Raw genomic sequence first — 21,458 nt, forward strand, 5'->3', positions numbered from 1 at the left:
CAATAGCGAGGAGTAATGAGATGAAAAAGGAATTTGTAGTAATTGGCTTAGGTCGTTTTGGCGGTAGTATCGTTAAGGAATTGATTGAACTGGAAGCAGACGTTATGGCGATTGATAAGTCGCAAGAACGCGTGGAGGAATTTGCGAATATTGCTACACAGGCTGTAGCTGTCGATACCACCGATGAAGCAGCATTACGTTCACTAGGTATACGGAATTTCGAACATGTGGTTATCGCAATCGGAGAAAACATTCAAGCGAGTATCTTGACTACGTTGATATTGAAGGAAATTGGTGTACAGCGTATTACGGTGAAAGCGCAAAATGACTATCATGAAAAAGTGTTACGAAAGATCGGAGCGGATCAAGTCGTTCACCCTGAGCGGGATATGGGGAAGCGAATTGCAAATAACTTGGTTTCGAATAATATTCTAGATTATCTAGAATTATCCGATGAATACTCCATCGTGGAGATTCAAGCGAATAATCACATCGCAGGCTCTTCGCTGATCGATTTGGACATTCGTGCCAAGTACGGTGTGAATATCGTAGCGATCAAGCGTGGAACGCATATACTAGTCTCTCCACAGGCGATTGAACAGATAGAAGTTAATGACGTGTTGATTGTAATTGGTTCAGATTTGGATATTCATCGATTTGAACGGAAGGCATTGCATTAAACGTGCGGAGTGGGAGAGAGCAGTAGTATCGATATAGACGACTTAAATTATGTTGGATCATAAAAAATGAAAAACTGAAGGCATGCTCCTAGTTTATAGGAGTTGCCTTCAGTCTGGAGCAAGTGCTAAACTGCACTTGCTTTTTTTTATGCATTTTTTAAAGTTCCATGATGACGGGAAGGATCATCGGTTTACGCTTCGTTTTCTCATATAAATATGGAACGAGTGTATCGATGATGTCGCCCTTCAAGTTGTTGATGGAATCAGGTTTGGCAGCTAGTTTGCGCTGTAATGTTTTGGAAAGCATATATTGTGCTTCGTTGATCATGGCACCTGATTCACGCATATAGACAAATCCTCGTGAGATAAGATCAGGACCGGATACTAAGCGGTTCTTTTTCGTGTCGATTGTTGCGACAACGATGACCAGACCATCTTCTGAAAGAATTCGTCTGTCGCGTAGTACGACGTTGCCAATATCACCAATGCCGCTTCCGTCGATGTAAACATCGCCCGAAGGTACACGTCCAGCAAGTCTAGCTGTCGAGTCAGTAAGTGCGAGTACGTCGCCGTTACCCATGATGAAAATATTATCAGGCTCGACATCGCAGTCTACTGCAAGTTGAGAGTGCATATTCATCATACGGTATTCACCGTGGATAGGCATGAAGTATTTAGGTTTGATTAAACGTAACATGAGCTTTTGCTCTTCTTGCGATCCGTGACCAGATGTGTGGATATTGTTTAATGGGCCATGAATAACTTCCGCACCTGCACGGAACAAGGAGTTAATCGCTTTGTTAACGCTAAGCGTATTACCTGGAATGGGTGAAGAAGAGAAAATAACTGTATCTCCAGGTTGGATCTGAACTTGTCTATGCGTACCGTTTGCGATACGTGATAGTGCAGCCATCGGTTCACCTTGGCTACCCGTACACAAAATCATCACTTTATTAGCAGGAAGCCGGTTGAGTGATTGAGCATCCACGAATAAATCTTTCGGAGCGTCAATATAACCGAGTTCGCGGCCGATGGTAATCGCATTATCCATACTACGACCGAAGACAGCGATTTTACGACCGAAAATCTGCGCTGATTCAATCACCTGTTGCAATCTATGGATATTTGAAGCAAATGTAGCAAAAATAATCCGCCCATCTACTGTACGGAAAATATCATTCAGGCTTTCTCCCACTTTACGTTCAGACATTGTGAAGTTAGGTACTTCTGCATTGGTACTGTCTGATAACAAACAAAGTACACCTTCACTGCCGATTTTAGCCATCTTATGCAAGTTAGCAGGTTCACCGACAGGCGTAAAGTCGAACTTAAAGTCTCCAGTATGAACGATATTACCGGATGGAGTTTTAACTACTACGCCGAATGCGTCAGGAATACTGTGCGTAGTTCTGAAGAATGATACTGCAGTTTTACGGAATTTAATAAAATCATCTTCTTCAATTTCATGAATTTCCGTAGTGCGCAACAATCCATGTTCTTCCAACTTATTGCGAAGTAATCCAATTGCTAGTTTACCGCCATAGACAGGAACATTTACTTTGCGTAATAGATAAGGAATTCCGCCGATATGGTCTTCGTGACCGTGTGTGATGAAAAGACCTTTAATCTTATCGATATTACGTTCAAGGTATGTGTAATCTGGAATTACATAGTCAATGCCTAGCAATTCATCTTCTGGAAATTTGATTCCGGCATCAATAATGATGATTTCATCTTGGAATTGTACACAATACGTATTTTTACCGATTTCACCTAGTCCGCCTAGGGCAAAAACGGCTGTTTCATTGTTTTTAATAGATTTCATTGATTAGACCTGCTCAACGTGAAAGTCTGGGGAGGCTTGTTCATATGTTAAGTGCTCGCCTTCCAGCTTTTGTACGTATTCAATCATCAGATCGCGACCTTTTAATTGATCACGGACTTCTTTTTCTGTTTCAGCTTCTACATACAAGCTGAGTGTGTTCTCGCGGACTGGAACTTCATGTACGTTTAAATGGTAATATACTTTGAAAATCATGTTTAACTCTCCTTTTTACGTTCCTAATAATACATATCATCAATAATAGCATGCAATTTCCCTAAAATAAAGAAAAGCCCACCAATTTAGTTGGCGGGCGTAAAAGTCTAAGCAATTGTCTTTTTACCGAGCAGGCCATTAAGTCGTCTTAGCAGTTTGCGTTTTAGACGTTTATACATGGCATCATCACTCCTTGACAAGACTGTAACAGAAAAACTTCGGTCTGTCAAGTGTAAGAGCTTTACTCTCTGTCAAATGCTATGGCGTCGGGGATGTCCTTGAACGGAGCGTTGTTGTCAATATGGTCATAGAACATAATACCGTTCAGATGATCCAATTCATGTTGGAAAGCAATTGCGGGCAATCCTTTCAAGCGTTTCTTGATTATGTTACCTTCCTTATCAAAAGCTTTCACTGTAATTCTTGCATACCGAGGAACATAGCCAGGAACTTCGCGATCTACTGATAAACAGCCTTCGCCGGTCTCTATATAGGTCTTTTCAACGGAATGGCTAATGATCTTAGGATTAATCGCTATAAAGTTTTCCAATAGAATCTCGCCATCGGGAATATGCAGAGCGAAAATTCTTTTGGATGCATTCACTTGTGGTGCGGCCAAACCGATACCAGAACGTAAGCCGTATTTTTCACCCAGTTCGTCATTTTGGCTATTGACTACATATTCCAACAGCTCATCGCATAATTGACGGTCTTCATTACTTAAAGGAAAGCGCACCTCTTTGGCTTTTAAACGCAACGTCGGGTGGCCTTCTCGGATAATATCTTTCATTAAAATCATTTCTACTCTTCCTCTCGGATATATTAGGTTTAGTACAATCTACGATAAGCGGGTAACAAATGTGCTTAATGGGTATATAATCGTAAAAACCAATTTCCTCTTATACAGTATAAACGAATGAGAAAAATGGTGAAAGAAAAAAGTATATAAAGCGTCAGGAGGGTTATTAATGAAGAAAGTAATTTGTTTATTGTTCATACTCCTTCTACTAATTGGTTGTTCCAAAGAGTCTGAAGTAACTCAACAACTTACAGATTTCCTTGTTGTTATGAATGAAAAAGAAAAACAAGGGAACAACTTTGGGAGGAAGTTATTTGAGAAAGAGCAGAAAGAACAAATATTGTTCATTGAGACGATAGAATTGACTCAACAGCAATACCAGGAAGTGAAACAGCGAGTGGTTGCGATGAAAAAGTCAGCGCGTGAACGGGCTCTTTTGATAGAAAAAGAGGAAAGTGCTTCACGCGAATCGAAGAAAGCGATAGATCAGATGTCTGAATGGATGGAGCAAGTGGATTTAACTGATCATGTAGGTGAAGTGGTTGAAGCACTTTATGAACGGTCTGAAATACATGAAAACTTCATATTGCAGTATAAGAAGCTTATAGACAGTCAGACGCAATTGTATACACAGATTGAAGATCAGTCCATCCGTGAACGTGAACTGCAAAATCACGTCAGTGAAGTAAATGATTTAATCTCTTCTAGTCAACAGTTACTTACTGAATTCAATGAAGCGACTAGAGAAGTAAACAGATTAGCAACTCGCGCCGTGAAAAGTTTAGAAAAGCAATAAAAAGGAAATGTAAAATAGAGAGTATGACCTCTTAGATGGTTATTGAAATGAAGTGAGTTATTCATTGCGATCTGTTGTAAATGGCGGTTCGCAAATGGAGTAGGACCTGCAATCTGAAATGGCAATGTGAATCCTCAATGATCACTTGGACGAATGTAGATTACCTGGTAATTGTCAATAAAAAACACCACTGTACCAATACAGGATCGATATTGTGTTAGTACAGTATACTTTTAGAAAAATGTGAAAAACAAGCGAAAGTGTTTAATTACAATGGTTGACCAAGCGCTCAGTTTTGCGTATACTAGTAATTATAAGAAGTTGTATCAACTTTATTTGAAAACGATATAATACAGATATGAAGGAGAGATCAAGATATGGTAGCTAAAAAAGGTAATCAGTATGATCCAGTGAAAGCGCTTCAACTGATTGAAAGCCAATTTGATATGGTGCAAATATTGAATGAAGAAGGAAAAATCGTGGATAAGGACTTGGACCCGAAACTTCCGGACGAAGAATTAGTGGAATTGATGAACCGTATGGTTTACACACGTATCCTTGACCAACGATCCATTTCTTTAAATAGACAAGGACGACTTGGGTTTTATGCTCCGACGGCAGGACAAGAAGCTTCCCAGTTAGCTTCTCAATATGTGTTAGAAAAAGAGGATTTCATTCTCCCAGGATACCGTGACGTTCCTCAGTTATTATTCCACGGTTGGCCGTTGCACATGGCATTTCTATGGTCGAGAGGGCATTATGCAGGTAGTGTTATTCCTGATGGACTCAACATTTTCCCACCACAAATCATTATTGGTGCACAGTATGTCCAAGCAGCTGGTGTAGGTTTAGGCTTTAAGAAAAAAGGACAAAAATCAGTTGTCATTACGTACACAGGCGATGGCGGAACATCTCAAGGGGATTTCTACGAAGGATTGAACTTTGCGGGAGCTTTTAAAGTACCAGCAATCTTCGTCATTCAGAATAACCAATATGCAATCTCCACACATCGTGATGTACAGACCGCGGCGAAAACACTGGCTCAAAAGGGTGTGGCTGCAGGCGTTCCAAGTGTACTAGTAGATGGAATGGATCCTTTAGCAGTATATGTTGCAACACGTGATGCAAGAGAGCGTGCAGTTAATGGAGATGGACCAACACTCATTGAAACAATGTGTTACCGTTATGGGCCTCATACGATGGCTGGTGATGATCCAACACGCTACCGTACATCCGACATTGACGATGAATGGGAAAAACGCGATCCAATCGTTCGTTTCAGAACCTATTTGGAAGCGAAAGGTATTTGGTCTAAAGAGCAAGAAGAAAAAGTAATTGAACGTGCAAAAGAAGAAATTAAAGAAGCAATCAAAAAAGCAGATGGACAGCCTAAACAAAAAGCAACAGACTTCATGAAGATTATGTATAAAGGCGATGTGCCGTTTAACTTACAAGAACAATTGGATGCGTATGCTGGAAAGGAGTCGAAATAACCCATGGCAGAATTAACAATGATTCAAGCGATTACAGATGCGCTTCGTACGGAGCTGAAATCAGATGAAAACGTATTGCTGTTCGGTGAAGACGTAGGCGCGAACGGAGGTGTCTTCCGTGCAACGGAAGGCCTTCATAAAGAATTCGGCGAAGAGCGTGTTTTTGATACGCCGCTAGCTGAATCTGGTATTGGTGGATTAGCAATCGGATTAGCACTTACTGGTTTCCGTCCTATTATGGAAATTCAATTCTTTGGTTTTCTGTTTGAAGTAATGGATTCCGTGAGTGGACAAATTGCAAGAATGAACTTTAGAACAGGTGGACATTTCAATGCACCGATCACAATCCGTGCACCATTTGGTGGAGGAGTAGCAACTCCTGAAATGCACGCGGACAGCTTGGAAGGTCTTGTAGCATCACAACCTGGTTTAACAGTAGTTATCCCGTCGACTCCGTACGATGCAAAAGGATTACTTATTTCTGCAATCAAGAGCGATGATCCGGTGATTTTCTTGGAGCATATGAAACTATATCGTTCATTTAGACAAGAAGTTCCTGAGGAAGAATATTCTATCCCTTTAGGAAAAGCTGATGTGAAGCGTGAAGGTAAAGATTTGACGATTGTCACATACGGTGCAATGGTGCAGGAAAGCCTAAAAGCTGCTGAAGCACTTGAAAAAGAAAATTACTCAGTAGAAGTAATCGATTTACGTACGATTCAGCCTCTTGATATCGAAACGATTATTCAATCAGTCGAAAAAACAAACCGTGCAATCGTAGTACAAGAAGCACAGCGACAAGCAGGAATTGCTGCTAACGTAGTAGCTGAAATTACTGAACGAGCTATTTTGAGTCTTGAAGCTCCCGTACTACGTGTGACAGCACCTGATACGGTATACCCATTTGCAGCAGGCGAAAATACTTGGTTGCCTAATGCGAAAGACATTGCAGCGAAAGCAAAAGAAGTACTAACATTCTAAATACTTATTGGACAAACCAGGAAGGGTGAATTACGTGACTTATGAATTTCGATTACCAGATATTGGTGAAGGTATACACGAAGGGGAAATCGTCAAGTGGTTCGTAAAACCAGGCGATGAAATCCAGGAAGATGATACATTACTAGAAGTGCAAAACGATAAATCCGTAGTAGAAATTCCGTCACCTGTATCAGGTACTGTAGAAGAGATTTATGTTACTGAAGGTACTGTAGCAGTTGTTGGAGATAAATTAGTGCGTTTTGACGCACCGGATCATGGTATTCCAGATCATGAAGACGATGAAGAAAGCGCGGACTCTTCTAACGAAGAAGCGAGTGCAGAAAAATCTCATGAACAAGTAGGGGAAGCGCTTGGAAGCGTAGATTCCAAGAAACCTGAAGAGGCGTCTGATGGACAGTCGTCGACAGAACCGCCAAAAGAACAACCAGTCAATACATCTACTAATGAGGTCGATGAAAATCGCCGAGTCATCGCGATGCCGTCTGTTCGTAAATATGCACGTGAACAAGATGTTACGATAGCGCAAGTTGCGGGTAGCGGGAAAAATGGCCGCGTAGTAAAAGAAGACATAGATTCATTTAAAGCGGGAGATCAACAACAATCTGTTGAAGGAACGACTGAATCACAGCAAGCAACGGAAACATCTTCAAATTCAGAGAAACAAGCTCCTATCATTGAAGGTGAATTCCCAGAGACTCGTGAGAAATTATCACCTATGCGAAAAGCAATCTCTAAAGCCATGTCGAATTCTAAACACACCGCTGCACATGTTACATTGCTGGATGAAGTGGATGTGACTGCACTTGTTGCACATCGCAAAGAATTTAAAGCAATTGCAGCAGAGAAAGATGTTAAGTTAACGTATCTTCCATATGTAGTAAAGGCGCTCGTAGCAACATTGCGTGAGTTCCCTCAACTAAATACTTCATTGGACGATGCGACAGAAGAATTAATTCAAAAACATTATTATAATATTGGAATTGCAGCCGATACAGATCGCGGTCTAATGGTACCGGTCGTTAAAAATGCTGATCGTAAGTCCATGTTTGCTATTTCAAATGAAGTGAATGAGCTCGCTGGAAAAGCGCGCGACGGGAAACTTCAAGCAACAGAAATGAAGGGTGCATCTTGTACAATTACGAATATTGGTTCTGCAGGTGGACAATGGTTTACACCGATTATTAACCACCCTGAAGTAGCTATTTTAGGTATTGGAAGAATTTCTGAAAAACCTGTAGTGAAAAATGGTGAAATTGTAGCAGCACCTATGTTAGCATTATCTTTAGTATTTGATCACAGAGTGATTGATGGCGTAACGGGACAATTAGCGTTAAACTATCTTAAGGAATTAATAAGTAATCCATCACTTTTATTAATGGAGGCGTAAATCACATGGTAGTAGGAGATTTTCCAATCGAAGTTGACACACTCGTAGTAGGTTCAGGCCCAGGAGGATATGTAGCGGCAATACGCGCAGCACAACTTGGTCAAAAAGTTACAATCGTTGAAAAAGATACAATCGGCGGTGTTTGTTTAAACGTTGGCTGTATTCCTTCTAAAGCAATGATTTCTGTTGGACATCGTTTTGTAGAAGCTCAGAATGCTGATACTATGGGAATCACTGCGAAGTCTGTCGAACTAGACTTTTCTAAAGCTATGAAGTTTAAAGAAAGCGTTGTTTCTAAGTTAACTGGCGGCGTATCGGGTTTACTTAAAGGAAATAAAGTAGAAACAGTTGCAGGTGAAGCGTATTTCGTGGATGCGAACACTGTACGCGTGATGACAGATAATTCTGCTCAAACGTATAAATTCAACAACGTTATTATTGCTACGGGTTCACGCCCAGTTGAAATCCCTTCATTCAAATTTACTGACCGTGTTATCAATTCTACCGGCGCTTTAAGTTTGAAAGAATTACCGAAAAAGCTTGTCGTTGTTGGCGGCGGCTATATCGGTACAGAACTTGGTTCAGCTTATGCTAACCTAGGATCTGAAGTAACTATTCTTGAAGGTGCGGATGATATCCTTGCTGGTTTTGAAAAGCAAATGACACAAATCGTTAAAAAAGGCTTAAAGAAAAAAGGCGTTGAAGTAGTTGTCAAAGCATCTGCTAAAGGCGTTGAGGAAACAAAAGATGGCGTCGTAGTAACATACGAAGCTAAAGGTGAAGAAGTGAAAATTGAAGCGGACTACGTTCTTGTAACAGTGGGCCGTCGTCCGAATACGGATGAAATCGGTTTGGAAAGTCTTGGCTTGAACATGACTGACCGTGGTTTAATCGAAGTGGACAAGCAGTGCCGTACGAATGTCCCGAATGTATATGCAATCGGTGATATCGTAGCGGGTCCTCAGCTTGCGCATAAAGCTTCTTATGAGGCGAAAATTGCAGCAGAAGCTATTTCTGGAGAGAAATCTGAAGTAGATTATATGGCTATTCCTGCTGTATGCTTCACGGATCCGGAACTTGCAACGGTAGGCTTAAACGAAAAACAAGCAAAAGATGAAGGGTATGACGTAGTAAGCGGTAAATTCCCGTTTGCAGCAAATGGCCGTGCTCTTTCGTTGGATGCTACAGAAGGTTTCGTGAAGCTTGTTGGTCGCAAAGAAGATGGTTTATTACTAGGAGCTCAAATTGTTGGGGAAAATGCTTCTGACATGATTGCAGAACTTGGATTGGCGATTGAAGCAGGTATGACTCTTGAAGATATATCTATGACAATCCATGCTCACCCTACACTAGGTGAGATTTCTATGGAAGCAGCAGAAGTTGCTCTTGGTAAGCCGATTCACATGATGACGAAATAAAACAGCTAGAATTGAACAGCCCATGGGAGTGTTTTTCTCATGGGCTTTTTCACATTTTTAAAAAATGGGGGGATTTTCATGTGGAAAACTAGAGTGACGGAAATTTTTGGAATTGAATATCCGATTGTGCAAGGTGGGCTTGCGTATCTAGCTTATGCAGACCTCGCCGCTGCTGTTTCGGAAGCGGGGGGACTCGGTCAAATCACTGCAATGAGTCTACCTTCACCAGAAGCATTAAAAGAAGAAATCCGCAAAGTTCGCCAAAAGACTGATAAACCTTTCAGTGTAAATTTTGCGATTGGTAATCATGGTAGAACGTATGAAGCAATGGTGGAAGCGGCATTGGAAGAGAAAATCGATATTATATCGGTTACCGGGGGAAATCCTGCGCCGCTTTTTGATATGTTAACAGGCACTGATGTGAAAAAGATGGTATTGGTGGCTGCAAGAAGACAAGCGCAAAAAGCTGAAGAGATTGGTGCGGATGCTGTCATAGCGGTTGGACAAGAAGGTGGAGGACATTTAGGTCGTGATGATATTGGCACGATGGTTTTAATTCCAAGGATTGTAGATTCAGTCAGTATACCGGTCATTGGATCGGGTGGTATTGGTGATGGACGGGGCTGGATGGCAGCCCAAGCACTCGGAGCAGAAGGAATCGAAATGGGTACTCGTTTCATAGCGACAAAAGAATGTGTCGATGCATCACCTGCTTATCTTGAAACTCTGTTGGCGAGCAGTGAACAAGATACAACGATTATCAAACGAACAATCGGTGCACCCGCACGTGCTTTATCGAATGACTGGACTGATAAAATTTTGAAGTTGGAAGCGGAAGATGCGGGTTACGAAGGACTGAAAACATTTATTAGTGGAGATGCAAATCGTAAGTTCATCCATGATGGTATAAAAGACCAAGGCTTTGGTTGGGGCGGTCAAGTAGCGGGTATGATTGAGGATGTCCCAAGCGTCGCCGAATTGTTTGAACGAATGAAAAATGAAGCGAGTACTATACGAGAAAAATGGAGTGTCAGATAAGGAGAGAAGTAGATGGCAGGTTATCAATATCCACTACGTGCGGATTGGTCAACAGAAGAAATCGTGAAGGTGATCGATTTTTTCACAAAAGTGGAGCAAGCCTATGAATCAAATATCGAACGAGACGAATTTATGAGATACTATCGGGCTTTCAAAAGTGTAGTACCATCCATGGCTGAAGAAAAAACGCTATGCAAGGAATTTGAGGAAAGTAGTGACTATGTGGCGTTTCGTGTAGTGAAAGCGGCAAAAGAAAGCAAACCTGGCGAATTGCTAAAGGTGAAAAAATAAACAAAGCAAAAGACACCTATATCAAAAGGTGTCTTTTATTATGATTTCACATGTAAATACACTAATTTCTTCAGAATGCCAAATTAATTGATCGAGAATAAGAGTATTCGGGGGGAACAAGTATATGCAAATTGACAATTTTTATTTCACTCAAAAGAATGAATAACTACATCATAAACAGGCAATAACTTCGTGAACGTATCTTCTGCGTACTCATAAAATTGCTCTTCGCTCATTTTAGATGCTTCATCTTTTGATAGATGACGACCAACTAAAAACTCTGCTTTTTTCACGGTTTGCAGACGATCCAGCAATTTTTCGAGTCCTTCTGTCCCTACTTCACTAATGCGCTCAGCTTCAGGCTTCATGTGATCTCCGGAAACAACAAAATCTTTTGGTAACGAAGTAATAACTTCCATTTCATTTTCTAAACGTTCAGCGATCCCTTTTTTATCGGGATTTTCATAAATAATTGCCAGTACGATGAATAAATGAGTGCCCCATAAGCCAATCTGAAAGTGAGGTAACGCTTTATAACCTCGCTTAGCAGGAGCGAATGCCACCCAGCTATCTCGTGGCGGATTTACAGTTCGTCTTGCGTGTTTTGCGACATGTGGAAAAAACTCACCCGTACCGTGTGCGGAAAGGCGGTGTGCAAAATGATTTCCTAATTCTATGAACTTCGGTTGTATCTTTTCCTGCAAAGCTTTCATGCGATGATCCAAGCCATCAACGGTAAAAACATTAAAATCATTTGATGACCAATAAGACTGAATCAAGAAAATCTCCTCCAGTTTGTAGTGACTACGTTTATCTTATCAGTAAACGGGGAATAATTTAAAATAACAAGGCTTCTAACCACTAAAAGTCGGAATTTTTGCATATCTTACTAATAAGACGGTTAGAGCAAATATTAACTAAAAGGGGTGCTACTTATGAAACAGGTCGTTCATTTTATCCGAAAAGAAGATGTTGAGAGAGAATATGTGAGAACTTTACAATTGGAATTGGATTATGAATTAGCTACTCTATACGACGCACTGCAAGACCAAGACACAGTTCAAGTTGATAAAAGTAAACTACGATTGACAGAAATTCACAATGAATTGGAGACACTTAATGTTTTCTCGATGTGAGTATGGCTTAGTTAAAGACATCCCCATTTACTTCAGAAATTGAAGGAAATGTGACGGGGTGTCTTTTTACTTAATATCCTATACCTGTTATCTCTTTTGTTCCGTTGTCCCTGTGTTATACTAGCGATAGTCGGAATGGGAAGAGGTGGCAGAATGAATCTTAATGCGATAGATCGATATGCGAAATCGTTAATCAAAGAGGCTGGCCACAAAATACGAGTGTCTTTTTTTAGTACAATTGACATCGATTCAAAGGCAGATGCTAATGATTTAGTTACCAATATCGATAGAGAAGTTGAAAGCTTTTTTGTTGAACGGGTAAGACAAGACTTTCCAGAGCATAAGATGGTTTCAGAAGAGGGATTTGGAGATAAGATTTCTTCGCTTGACGGAGTAATTTGGTTCCTAGATCCAATTGATGGAACGATGAATTTTATCCATCAGAGAAGAAACTTTGCGATTTCATTGGGGATTTATGTAGACGGCGTGGGGATGCTGGGCTACATATATGATGTAATGCGAGATGAGTTATACCATGCAGCGAAAGGTGAAGGTGCTTATTTCAACGATGAGCGTCTGCCACAGCTGGAGGTCACACCACTTGAAGAAGCGATCATCGGCATCAATGCTAGCTGGGTTGCGCCAAATCATCGAGTGGAAAACGAAAAAATTATTGAGCTCGTCACACGTTGCCGTGGAACGCGATCCTATGGTTCAGCAGCAATTGAGCTAGCCTATGTATCGTCTGGAAGAATTGACGCGTATATTTCTATGCGACTGGCACCTTGGGATATAGCTGGGGGAATTGTCATTGCGCAAGAAGTTGGAGCTATAGCAACGAATTTAGAAGGTGTGAGACCACATCTACTTGGATCTGACACATTTATTGTTACACGTCCAGGACTGCATGAGGAAATTTTATCAAAATATATCCGACTAAAATAAAAAAAGGGGCTGTTTGTTAAACCAAAATGGTTTAATGTACAGTCCCTTTGAGCTATTTATAGCGTGCCTTCTCTACGCATACGTGCTTTTGTTTTGAATCCATTACCCATTATTAATACTAGAGCGATTATCGCGAGAACGACAACTAATATGCTGCGCATACCTACTCCGATGCCAATAGCGGACATGGAAAGTACGGCGCCGAGTGAATAAATTACGAAAATCCACTTAATGTCTTTCAAAAAAATCCCTCCATATAAATTAAAATATTATTTAATTGGACTATCTTGTGCTATAATAACACAGTTGAACATCTGAAATAAAGATAAACGGAGTGAAAAAATGACAAACGAACGTACTGATCTTAGAAATATTGCAATTATTGCCCACGTAGACCATGGTAAAACGACATTGGTCGACCAATTACTTAAACAATCCGGTATTTTCCGGTCGAATGAGCACGTAGATGACCGCGCAATGGACTCAAACGAACTAGAGCGTGAACGAGGAATTACGATTCTAGCTAAAAACACAGCTATTGAATATAATGACACAAAAATCAACATCTTGGATACACCAGGACACGCTGACTTTGGTGGCGAAGTGGAAAGAATCTTGCGTATGGTTGACGGCGTAATTTTAGTTGTTGACGCATTCGAAGGATGTATGCCACAAACTCGATTCGTATTGAAAAAGGCTTTGGAAACAAACTTGAAGCCAATTGTTGTAGTAAATAAAATTGACCGTGATTTCGCAAGACCAGAAGAAGTAGTAGACGAAGTACTTGAATTGTTCATCGAGCTTGATGCAAACGACGAGCAATTGGAATTCCCGGTTGTTTTTGCATCCGGATTCAATGGTACAGCAAGTCTTTCTCCTGATCCTGAAACACAAGAAGACACATTACGTGTTCTTTATGAATCAATTCTTGAAAACATTCCATCACCAATCGACAACCGTGACGAGCCACTTCAGTTCCAAGTATCACTACTTGATTATAACGATTACGTTGGTCGTATCGGAATCGGACGTATTTTCCGTGGAACAATGAAAGTTGGAGAACAAGTCGCAGTTCTTAAGCGGGATGGCTCTGTAAAGACTTTACGTGTAACAAAATTATATGGTTTCTTAGGCTTGAAGAGAGTCGAAGTTGAAGAAGCGTACGCGGGTGACCTCGTAGCGGTTTCAGGAATGGGAGACATTGATGTCGGCGAGACAGTTTGTCCAACTGATCATCAAGAAGCACTTCCAGCACTTCATATCGATGAGCCAACGCTACAAATGCGTTTCTTAGTAAATAACAGTCCATTCGCTGGTCGCGAAGGGAAATGGGTTACTTCACGTAAGATTCAAGAGCGTTTAGATCAACAGCTTGAGACAGACGTTTCATTGCGTGTAGATCCAACTGATTCTCCAGACGAATGGATCGTATCTGGACGCGGAGAGCTTCATTTGTCCATTCTTATCGAGAATATGCGACGTGAAGGTTTCGAACTTCAAGTATCCAAGCCACAAGTAATCATCCGTGAAATCGATGGTAAGCGTAGCGAGCCATTCGAACGCGTTCAAATTGACGTGCCGGAAGAACATACTGGTTCAATCATTGAATCTATTGGTGAACGTAAAGGTGAAATGTTGGACATGATTAATAACGGTAACGGCCAAGTACGTTTGATCTTCTTGGTACCTGCTCGTGGATTGATCGGTTATACAACAGACTTCCTTACTTTAACTCGTGGATACGGTATCTTAAACCATACATTCGACAGCTATAAGCCAGTCACTACAGGTAAAATCGGTGGCAGACGTCACGGAGTACTTGTGTCTATGGAGAACGGTACAGTAACTGGTTATGGTGTTATGCAACTAGAAGATCGTGGAACTATGTTTGTAGAGTCAGGTGTAGAAATTTATGCTGGTCAGGTAGTAGGCGAAAGTAACCGAGATAGCGATTTGACGATTAACTTAACGAAAATCAAGCACGCTACTAACGTACGTTCAGCTTCTAAAGACCAAACTGTTACAACGAAAAAACCGCGTATTATGTCGCTTGAAGAAGCATTGCAATACATTGGTGATGACGAGTACTGTGAAGTTACACCAGAATCTATTCGTATACGTAAAAAAGTTCTAGATAAGAGTGAACGTGAACGTGTAAATAAAAAGAAGAAACTTGGCGAATAATAAAGGTAGAAGGGAATGTATGGAATGAGAGTTGAAGATTCAGAAATGGTCTACAATCGGTTGTCAGGAACTGCTCGTATAATTTATGAGTACGCGCCAAATTTCACGACAGCCGGCTATATTCTGTTTGCGCTCGTTTTCATCATGTCTGCTATTGTGTATAAACTCGGATTTGCGAGGAAGATCAGTTTTGGTCGAAATGTTATTATTTATACGTTCTTATTTATTGGCTGTATAATACTAACATTCTTAGCTTTCTTCCTTCCAATCGTAGAAGGACTGTTTGTGGCTGCTGCCATTCTCATTATCTATCGTGTTCGACGAATGAATGAACATAAAAAAGACTCCGTTACTCAGTAACGGAGTCTTTTTATTCATTAAAAATCTTTTTCGGTAGGATCGGAACTGCGGTAGAAAACAAAATTACCAGTTGCAATCCGTTTCTCTGTCAAGCTGCCGATCCGCTCCCGACAAGTGGGACACATATACGTATGAATGGGTCGGTTTCGTAATTTTTTGGCAAGTGGATTGTCATCCTCTAATTGATCGTTTTGGTCACATATGACACATTTAACGCGCATTGGAATTTCTCCTTCAATCCACTTGGATAGCCTGAACATAACGAATCGGTGAATCTTGATTCGAACCATCTTTAAACAGTACATGTACGGGACCGTCTTCTCGAAGAGGTTTACCGTTATGGCTGAATTTGAAAATAATGTTGGCTGCTTCCTCCAGTGGATATGTGTATTTTTCATCATTTGTAATGAGTGTAAAAGTTGTTGCGTTTGCTGATGGAACCGCATTGTGTATAAATGGTTTCAATACAATACCGAAGCTGCTTGACAACATTTTATCTTTTTCATATCTTTTTTCGCTTTTTAAAGTGGGTGGATAAGTTGCACCTTCCATAATTTCTCTGGACCAGTGTTTACCCATTCTTTCTTTATACTCTTCCATTTCATCTTTTTCGACAAAATCCTCCGAGAAAAATTCATCCAGATCGATACGACGATCATCAAATATCCAAACAGTAGGATCTAATGTAATTACATGTTTCACATTCCCGGTAATCGGTATAATAAGTTCCAAAATATATCCTCCTCAATCCATAGTCACTAGATTAAGTATACCTTTTCATAGAAGAAGTGAAAAGGATTTCATTTCAGTTCGTTTTTTTCATTGGGTAACACTTGCATTTTGTAAGAGCAAAAGATACAATTTAGACATTAACAACTTGCGGGAATAATGAATAATGGGGGCGTCTCCATGGATATAAAAGTTCAAGATACGTACAAAGAACAGGCCATGAAACAACTGCAAATCGATGCAGAGAAAATTGCAAAGCTGATCAAAGTTCAAATGGATAATTTAACGATGCCGCAATGTCCACTATATGAGGAAGTGCTTGATACGCAAATGTACGGATTATCCCGTGAGATTGATTTTGCTGTTAAGCTAGGTCTAGTTGAACATGACAAAGGCCGTGAAATAATCTCTGTTTTGGAAAAAGAGTTAAATGTTTTACACGAACTGTATACAAAAAAATAAATGGAAGACTCAAACTACTCCAACAGTTTGAGTTTTTTATTTAGGACGAAGAGGTACTATGAAAATGAAGACTTATATGAATCGAATTTTACGCAATTTTGACTATCCTTTATTTATCGTATATTTACTGCTCTGTTTATTTGGGTTAATTATGATTTACAGTGCAAGCATGGTATGGGCCGTGAATATTTATAACTTTGAACCTTCCCATTTCTTTAAGAAACAAGTAACAAACCTAGCCATTGCGATCCCGGCGTTTCTGTTAGTGTCCATTATTCCTTATAGACATTATAGAAATAAAAAGTTCTTGTCTGGCGCGTTAATCGTCATGTTTACTTTATTGGTCCTTGTAAAGTTCATCGGATTTGGTGATGCGGTAGGAGCGAAAAGCTGGCTTTCATTACCATTTGGAATAGGGAACTTACAGCCAACTGAAGTAGCGAAAATTGCTTTTATCGTATATTTCTCAGGTGTTTTTGCCAATAAATATTATGCAGGAACATTGGATGAAATAAAAACCACTATCTTCCCAACATTTTCCGTTTTAACAGCCTCTCTTTTATTAGTTTTGTTGGAACCGGACTTTGGAGCAACTATGATTTTATTCCTTGTTGCTATATCGGTAATCATGGCCAGCGGAATGAAAGTGAAGAATTATCTGATCATCAGTCGTTTCTTTGCTTTGCTTGGCGTATTGATTGGGATTGTACTATGGATTAAGTGGGATACGGTCATGACTGTATCGCGTATGGGTCGCTTTCTAGCCTTTACGGATCCCTTTGAATACATACAAGGTTCAGGTCTGCAAATCGTTAACGGATACATTGCTATCGGTGCTGGAGGGCTCAAAGGAGTGGGTTTAGGAAACAGTATTCAGAAACTTGGCTATTTACCTGAGCCACATACAGATGTTATCATGGCAGTAATCTCTGAAGAAACTGGATTACTCGGAACGACGCTTGTTCTTGGAGGTCTCTTTTTCATCGTGATGAGAGCGTTTACTGTTGCTTTGCGTACAAAAGACGCACATGCAAGAATGCTCGCAGCTGGTGTAGGTAGCTTGATAGCTATTCAAACACTGGTAAACTTAGGTGGATTGACAGGTTTGATTCCGTTAACAGGAGTTACATTGCCGTTTATCAGTTATGGCGGTACATCTGTTGTGTTCTTGTCGATTGCGCTTGGTATATTGATGAACGTTTCGATGTTTGTGAAGTATGAGAGAACAGAGTAGAGGGGATTGATTTGTTGGTGGAGAGAAGAGAGATTAAGAAAGTACTAGTCGCAAACCGCGGCGAAATTGCAATTCGTGTTTTTCGAGCGTGTACAGAATTAGGTATTGCGACAGTTGGTATTTATTCAGCTGAAGATCGTGCCTCACTACATCGTTACAAATCCGATCAGTCGTTTATAGTGGGTGAAGGTAAGAAGCCTATCGATGCATACTTGGATATTGAAGGGATTATCGACATTGCGAAAAAAGCAAATGTCGATGCAATTCATCCTGGTTATGGATTTTTAGCAGAGAATTCTCAGTTCGCAGCACGTTTGGAAGAAGAGGGGATTATCTTTATTGGACCGACATCAAGCCATTTAGAAATGTTCGGTGATAAGGTAAAGGCTAGAGAACAAGCAATATTAGCTGACATCCCCGTAATACCAGGTAGTGATGGACCGGTTACTTCCGTAGAAGAAGTTGCAGCATTTGGTGAACAGCATAGCTACCCGATCATTATTAAAGCTTCGTTAGGTGGCGGAGGACGTGGTATGCGAATCGTCGAATCACCAGAAGAAGTGCAAGAGGCTTATAACCGGGCGAAATCCGAAGCAAAATCTGCATTTGGCTCTGATGAAGTTTATGTCGAAAAATACATCACCAACCCAAAACACATAGAAGTACAAATACTTGGTGATACATATGGAGAAATAGTCCATTTGTACGAACGAGATTGTTCTATTCAGCGTCGCCATCAAAAGGTAGTAGAGATAGCTCCTTCCATTTCTTTGACAGAAGAATTACGCCATGAGATTTGTAATGCGGCAGTTAAACTATCAAAAAATGTATCTTATATCAATGCGGGGACAGTAGAGTTTTTAGTAGCTGACGATTCCTTTTATTTCATCGAAGTCAATCCACGTATCCAAGTGGAACACACAATCACTGAAATGATTACAGGAATTGATATTGTGCAGTCACAAGTACTCATCGCAGCAGGAGAACCACTTCATTCTGAGCAAGTGAATATACCAGAGCAACAAGATATCCCATTGTTTGGTTACGCTATTCAATCACGTGTGACAACGGAAGATCCGTTAAATGATTTCATGCCTGATACAGGCAAAGTAATGGTCTATCGTTCGAGTGGAGGATTTGGGGTTCGCTTGGATACAGGCAATGCATATCAAGGTTCTGTTATTAGCCCTTATTATGATTCATTACTAGTGAAAGTTTCGACTTGGGGCCCGACCTTTGGGGATGCTGCAAGCAAAATGCACAGAAATTTGAAGGAATTCAGAATTCGTGGAATTAAAACAAATATACCTTTTCTGGAAAATGTCGTATGCCATGAAAACTTTTTATCCGGCAATTACAACACGAGCTTTATTGATAAAACTCCAGAATTATTCGCGTTTGCCAAGAAACAAGATAGAGGAACGAAAGCTTTATCGTATCTTGGAAACGTTACCATTAATGGATTCCCTGGCATTGATGACCCGACACGTCCTGTTCTGCATCCGGTACGCATTCCGAAAATCGATTATAACGCGCCAATCCAAAAGGGGACAAAGCAGATTTTGGATGAGCAAGGTGCAGATGCGTTAGTCGAATGGGTTTTAAAGCAAGACGATGTATTGCTGACAGATACTACCTTCCGTGATGCGCATCAGTCTTTACTGGCTACACGCATGAGAACGAAAGAGTTAACGCAGATTGCAACCGAGAGTGCGCATCTATTACCTGATCTCTTCTCATTCGAGATGTGGGGAGGCGCGACATTCGATGTAGCGTATCGGTTCTTGAAAGAAAGCCCGTGGGATCGACTCGAGAAATTACGCAAGCAAGTACCTAATGTGTTGTTCCAGATGCTCTTCAGAGGAGCAAATGCAGTTGGCTATACAAACTACCCTGATAACGTCATCCGTGAATTTATAAAAGAATCAGCTGCGTCAGGTATAGATGTATTCCGTATTTTCGACAGCTTGAATTGGATCAAAGGTATGGAAGTTGCAATTGATGAAACGCGTTCAACTGGAAAGATTGCAGAAGCGACGATCTGTTACACTGGAGATATTCTGGATGACAATCGTGCAAAATATACGGTCAATTACTACAAAGAGATGGCCAAAGAACTTGAATCGGTCGGTGCTCACATATTGGCGATTAAAGATATGGCAGGATTGCTTAAGCCTGAAGCCGCTTATCGATTAGTATCAGAATTGAAAGCGTCAACAAGTCTGCCAATTCATTTGCATACGCACGATACGAGCGGTAATGGTATTTATATGTACGCCAAAGCGATTGAAGCTGGAGTGGACATTGTCGATACAGCAATTGGTTCCATGGCGGGTATGACATCACAGCCGTCTGCCAATTCACTTGCTTATGCGATGCAAAACAATGAACGTCATGTACGTGCAAATACAGAGTCATTAGAAAAACTTTCGCATTACTGGGAAGATGTGCGGAAATATTACAAGCCGTTTGAAAGTGGTATGAACAGTCCTCATTCAGAAATTTACGTACATGAGATGCCGGGCGGCCAATATTCGAATTTGCAACAGCAGTCTAAGGCTGTTGGGCTTGGAGAGCGTTGGGAAGAAGTAAAGAAAATGTACTCCCGCGTGAATTTCCTCTTTGGAGATATTGTCAAAGTGACACCGTCTTCGAAAGTAGTGGGGGATATGGCGTTGTTCATGGTACAAAATGAATTAGACGAGCACACGGTTATTGAAAAAGGACAAACTATCGATTTCCCGGAATCCGTTATTGAGTTTTTCGAAGGTTCAATCGGTCAGCCATATGGCGGTTTCCCGAAAGAGCTACAGGAAGTAATATTAAAAGGTCGCAAAGCGATTACGGTACGTCCGGGTGAGTTATTGGCGCCAGTTAACTTCCAGGATGTACTGAAGAAGCTGACGGAAAAAATGGAGAAGCCTGCTACTATGCATGATGCGCTCGCTTACGTTCTGTATCCGAAAGTCTTCGAAGAATATATTGAAACGAGAAAACAGTTTGATGATGTTTCTGTCATCAATACACCAGAATTCTTGTATGGTTTACGTTTAGGTGAAGAAATTGAGATTGAGATTGAGTTTGGTAAAACACTTATCGTCAAATTGGTGTCGATCGGTGAACCCAATCCCGACGGAACACGCACGTTGTATTTCGAGTTAAACGGACAATCACGTGAGATCATCATCCAAGATTTCCAAGTGGAAACAAAAGACGATACTAAGCAAAAAGCCGATCCTTCAAATGAGACGCATATTGCAGCTACTATGCCAGGAACTGTTCTACAAGTAGCAGTCTCGATTGGTGCTAAAGTGAAACGCGGCGAACACTTGTTGATTACAGAGGCTATGAAAATGGAAACAACGATTCAAGCTCCTTTTGCAGGGGTTGTGAAGGCAATATATGCAGGCCCAGGGGATTCTATCTCATCAGGAGACTTGTTAATTGAATTAGAACATTAAAAAAC

22 protein-coding genes are annotated in these 21,458 nt (G+C 40.7%); 15 read left to right on the plus strand and 7 right to left on the minus strand.

The window, feature by feature from the left end:
• The first annotated feature begins 20 nt into the window (after positions 1-20).
• Positions 21-680, plus strand: coding sequence for a potassium channel family protein (locus CSV64_RS00155; RefSeq protein WP_085428510.1), 660 nt, complete (start codon positions 21-23; stop codon positions 678-680).
• Positions 681-837: 157 nt separating this feature from the next.
• Here CSV64_RS00155 and rnjA read toward each other — a convergent pair whose 3' ends face one another.
• From rnjA to def, 3 genes are all read right to left on the minus strand, one after another.
• Positions 838-2,505: a ribonuclease J1 gene (rnjA, locus tag CSV64_RS00160; RefSeq protein ID WP_099626313.1), complete on the minus strand. Its 1,668-nt coding sequence runs from the start codon at positions 2,503-2,505 to the stop codon at positions 838-840.
• A gap of 3 nt (positions 2,506-2,508) precedes the next feature.
• The gene (locus CSV64_RS00165; protein WP_099633052.1) at positions 2,509-2,718 is read right to left on the minus strand and encodes a DNA-dependent RNA polymerase subunit epsilon; all 210 of its coding nucleotides are present in this window, start codon (positions 2,716-2,718) and stop codon (positions 2,509-2,511) included.
• A gap of 241 nt (positions 2,719-2,959) precedes the next feature.
• Positions 2,960-3,517 (minus strand): peptide deformylase, encoded by a 558-nt coding sequence (def, locus tag CSV64_RS00170; RefSeq protein WP_099633053.1) that lies wholly within the window; start codon positions 3,515-3,517, stop codon positions 2,960-2,962.
• Between the two features lie 169 nt (positions 3,518-3,686).
• On the opposite strand from def, the gene CSV64_RS00175 reads away from it, so the two are divergent.
• The 7 genes from CSV64_RS00175 to CSV64_RS00205 all read left to right on the plus strand — a co-directional run bounded on the left by CSV64_RS00175 (position 3,687) and on the right by CSV64_RS00205 (position 10,942).
• On the plus strand, positions 3,687-4,313 hold the full coding sequence (locus tag CSV64_RS00175; RefSeq protein WP_099633054.1) for a YkyA family protein: 627 nt from the start codon (positions 3,687-3,689) through the stop codon (positions 4,311-4,313).
• A gap of 377 nt (positions 4,314-4,690) precedes the next feature.
• Positions 4,691-5,806: a pyruvate dehydrogenase (acetyl-transferring) E1 component subunit alpha gene (gene pdhA / locus CSV64_RS00180; protein ID WP_099633055.1), complete on the plus strand. Its 1,116-nt coding sequence runs from the start codon at positions 4,691-4,693 to the stop codon at positions 5,804-5,806.
• 3 nt (positions 5,807-5,809) lie between these two features.
• On the plus strand, positions 5,810-6,787 hold the full coding sequence (locus CSV64_RS00185) for an alpha-ketoacid dehydrogenase subunit beta (RefSeq protein ID WP_099633056.1): 978 nt from the start codon (positions 5,810-5,812) through the stop codon (positions 6,785-6,787).
• A gap of 34 nt (positions 6,788-6,821) precedes the next feature.
• Positions 6,822-8,195 carry a dihydrolipoamide acetyltransferase family protein gene (locus CSV64_RS00190; RefSeq protein WP_099633057.1) on the plus strand — a complete coding sequence of 458 codons (1,374 nt, stop codon included), beginning with the start codon at positions 6,822-6,824 and terminating at the stop codon, positions 8,193-8,195.
• A gap of 5 nt (positions 8,196-8,200) precedes the next feature.
• On the plus strand, positions 8,201-9,613 hold the full coding sequence (gene lpdA, locus CSV64_RS00195; protein ID WP_099633058.1) for a dihydrolipoyl dehydrogenase: 1,413 nt from the start codon (positions 8,201-8,203) through the stop codon (positions 9,611-9,613).
• Between the two features lie 78 nt (positions 9,614-9,691).
• Positions 9,692-10,651, plus strand: coding sequence for an NAD(P)H-dependent flavin oxidoreductase (locus CSV64_RS00200; RefSeq protein ID WP_099633305.1), 960 nt, complete (start codon positions 9,692-9,694; stop codon positions 10,649-10,651).
• A gap of 12 nt (positions 10,652-10,663) precedes the next feature.
• Entirely contained in the window at positions 10,664-10,942 is a 279-nt protein-coding gene (locus tag CSV64_RS00205) for a UPF0223 family protein (RefSeq protein WP_085133120.1), read from the plus strand.
• Between the two features lie 146 nt (positions 10,943-11,088).
• Here CSV64_RS00205 and CSV64_RS00210 read toward each other — a convergent pair whose 3' ends face one another.
• Positions 11,089-11,718 (minus strand): YktB family protein, encoded by a 630-nt coding sequence (locus CSV64_RS00210; protein WP_099633306.1) that lies wholly within the window; start codon positions 11,716-11,718, stop codon positions 11,089-11,091.
• 159 nt (positions 11,719-11,877) lie between these two features.
• Between CSV64_RS00210 and CSV64_RS00215 the strand changes: the two genes are divergently transcribed.
• Positions 11,878-12,078 carry a hypothetical protein gene (locus CSV64_RS00215; RefSeq protein WP_085133121.1) on the plus strand — a complete coding sequence of 67 codons (201 nt, stop codon included), beginning with the start codon at positions 11,878-11,880 and terminating at the stop codon, positions 12,076-12,078.
• A gap of 153 nt (positions 12,079-12,231) precedes the next feature.
• Positions 12,232-13,023: an inositol monophosphatase family protein gene (locus CSV64_RS00220; RefSeq protein ID WP_099633059.1), complete on the plus strand. Its 792-nt coding sequence runs from the start codon at positions 12,232-12,234 to the stop codon at positions 13,021-13,023.
• Positions 13,024-13,079: 56 nt separating this feature from the next.
• Here the strand turns inward: CSV64_RS00220 and CSV64_RS00225 are convergent, their stop codons facing one another.
• Entirely contained in the window at positions 13,080-13,265 is a 186-nt protein-coding gene (locus CSV64_RS00225; protein ID WP_099633060.1) for a YlaF family protein, read from the minus strand.
• 100 nt (positions 13,266-13,365) lie between these two features.
• Between CSV64_RS00225 and typA the strand changes: the two genes are divergently transcribed.
• Both typA and CSV64_RS00235 read left to right on the plus strand, forming a co-directional pair.
• Positions 13,366-15,207 (plus strand): translational GTPase TypA, encoded by a 1,842-nt coding sequence (typA, locus tag CSV64_RS00230; RefSeq protein ID WP_099633061.1) that lies wholly within the window; start codon positions 13,366-13,368, stop codon positions 15,205-15,207.
• Positions 15,208-15,231: 24 nt separating this feature from the next.
• The gene (locus tag CSV64_RS00235; RefSeq protein ID WP_369802560.1) at positions 15,232-15,567 is read left to right on the plus strand and encodes a YlaH-like family protein; all 336 of its coding nucleotides are present in this window, start codon (positions 15,232-15,234) and stop codon (positions 15,565-15,567) included.
• 17 nt (positions 15,568-15,584) lie between these two features.
• Here the strand turns inward: CSV64_RS00235 and CSV64_RS00240 are convergent, their stop codons facing one another.
• Entirely contained in the window at positions 15,585-15,788 is a 204-nt protein-coding gene (locus tag CSV64_RS00240) for a YlaI family protein (protein WP_099661502.1), read from the minus strand.
• Positions 15,789-15,801: 13 nt separating this feature from the next.
• Positions 15,802-16,299, minus strand: a complete 498-nt coding sequence (locus CSV64_RS00245; protein ID WP_099661503.1) for a hypothetical protein — start codon at positions 16,297-16,299, stop codon at positions 15,802-15,804.
• 177 nt (positions 16,300-16,476) lie between these two features.
• On the opposite strand from CSV64_RS00245, the gene CSV64_RS00250 reads away from it, so the two are divergent.
• From CSV64_RS00250 to CSV64_RS00260, 3 genes are all read left to right on the plus strand, one after another.
• Positions 16,477-16,758 carry an Fpa/YlaN family protein gene (locus CSV64_RS00250; RefSeq protein ID WP_099633063.1) on the plus strand — a complete coding sequence of 94 codons (282 nt, stop codon included), beginning with the start codon at positions 16,477-16,479 and terminating at the stop codon, positions 16,756-16,758.
• Positions 16,759-16,822: 64 nt separating this feature from the next.
• Positions 16,823-17,992, plus strand: coding sequence for an FtsW/RodA/SpoVE family cell cycle protein (locus CSV64_RS00255; RefSeq protein WP_099633064.1), 1,170 nt, complete (start codon positions 16,823-16,825; stop codon positions 17,990-17,992).
• 14 nt (positions 17,993-18,006) lie between these two features.
• On the plus strand, positions 18,007-21,453 hold the full coding sequence (locus CSV64_RS00260; RefSeq protein WP_099633065.1) for a pyruvate carboxylase: 3,447 nt from the start codon (positions 18,007-18,009) through the stop codon (positions 21,451-21,453).
• The last annotated feature ends 5 nt before the right edge of the window (positions 21,454-21,458 follow it).

It is taken from the genome of Sporosarcina sp. P32b, assembly GCF_002743335.1.
GTDB lineage: Bacteria > Bacillota > Bacilli > Bacillales_A > Planococcaceae > Sporosarcina.

What these genes read in the sequence shown, in the direction of transcription:
- CSV64_RS00155 (WP_085428510.1), top strand. Translation starts at nt 21, where the DNA reads ATGAAAAAGGAATTTGTAGTAATTGGCTTAGGTCGTTTTGGCGGTAGT.
- rnjA (WP_099626313.1), bottom strand. Translation starts at nt 2,505, where the DNA reads ATGAAATCTATTAAAAACAATGAAACAGCCGTTTTTGCCCTAGGCGGA.
- CSV64_RS00165 (WP_099633052.1), bottom strand. Translation starts at nt 2,718, where the DNA reads ATGATTTTCAAAGTATATTACCATTTAAACGTACATGAAGTTCCAGTC.
- def (WP_099633053.1), bottom strand. Translation starts at nt 3,517, where the DNA reads ATGATTTTAATGAAAGATATTATCCGAGAAGGCCACCCGACGTTGCGT.
- CSV64_RS00175 (WP_099633054.1), top strand. Translation starts at nt 3,687, where the DNA reads ATGAAGAAAGTAATTTGTTTATTGTTCATACTCCTTCTACTAATTGGT.
- pdhA (WP_099633055.1), top strand. Translation starts at nt 4,691, where the DNA reads ATGGTAGCTAAAAAAGGTAATCAGTATGATCCAGTGAAAGCGCTTCAA.
- CSV64_RS00185 (WP_099633056.1), top strand. Translation starts at nt 5,810, where the DNA reads ATGGCAGAATTAACAATGATTCAAGCGATTACAGATGCGCTTCGTACG.
- lpdA (WP_099633058.1), top strand. Translation starts at nt 8,201, where the DNA reads ATGGTAGTAGGAGATTTTCCAATCGAAGTTGACACACTCGTAGTAGGT.
- CSV64_RS00200 (WP_099633305.1), top strand. Translation starts at nt 9,692, where the DNA reads ATGTGGAAAACTAGAGTGACGGAAATTTTTGGAATTGAATATCCGATT.
- CSV64_RS00205 (WP_085133120.1), top strand. Translation starts at nt 10,664, where the DNA reads ATGGCAGGTTATCAATATCCACTACGTGCGGATTGGTCAACAGAAGAA.
- CSV64_RS00215 (WP_085133121.1), top strand. Translation starts at nt 11,878, where the DNA reads ATGAAACAGGTCGTTCATTTTATCCGAAAAGAAGATGTTGAGAGAGAA.
- CSV64_RS00220 (WP_099633059.1), top strand. Translation starts at nt 12,232, where the DNA reads ATGAATCTTAATGCGATAGATCGATATGCGAAATCGTTAATCAAAGAG.
- typA (WP_099633061.1), top strand. Translation starts at nt 13,366, where the DNA reads ATGACAAACGAACGTACTGATCTTAGAAATATTGCAATTATTGCCCAC.
- CSV64_RS00235 (WP_369802560.1), top strand. Translation starts at nt 15,232, where the DNA reads ATGAGAGTTGAAGATTCAGAAATGGTCTACAATCGGTTGTCAGGAACT.
- CSV64_RS00240 (WP_099661502.1), bottom strand. Translation starts at nt 15,788, where the DNA reads ATGCGCGTTAAATGTGTCATATGTGACCAAAACGATCAATTAGAGGAT.
- CSV64_RS00250 (WP_099633063.1), top strand. Translation starts at nt 16,477, where the DNA reads ATGGATATAAAAGTTCAAGATACGTACAAAGAACAGGCCATGAAACAA.
- CSV64_RS00255 (WP_099633064.1), top strand. Translation starts at nt 16,823, where the DNA reads ATGAAGACTTATATGAATCGAATTTTACGCAATTTTGACTATCCTTTA.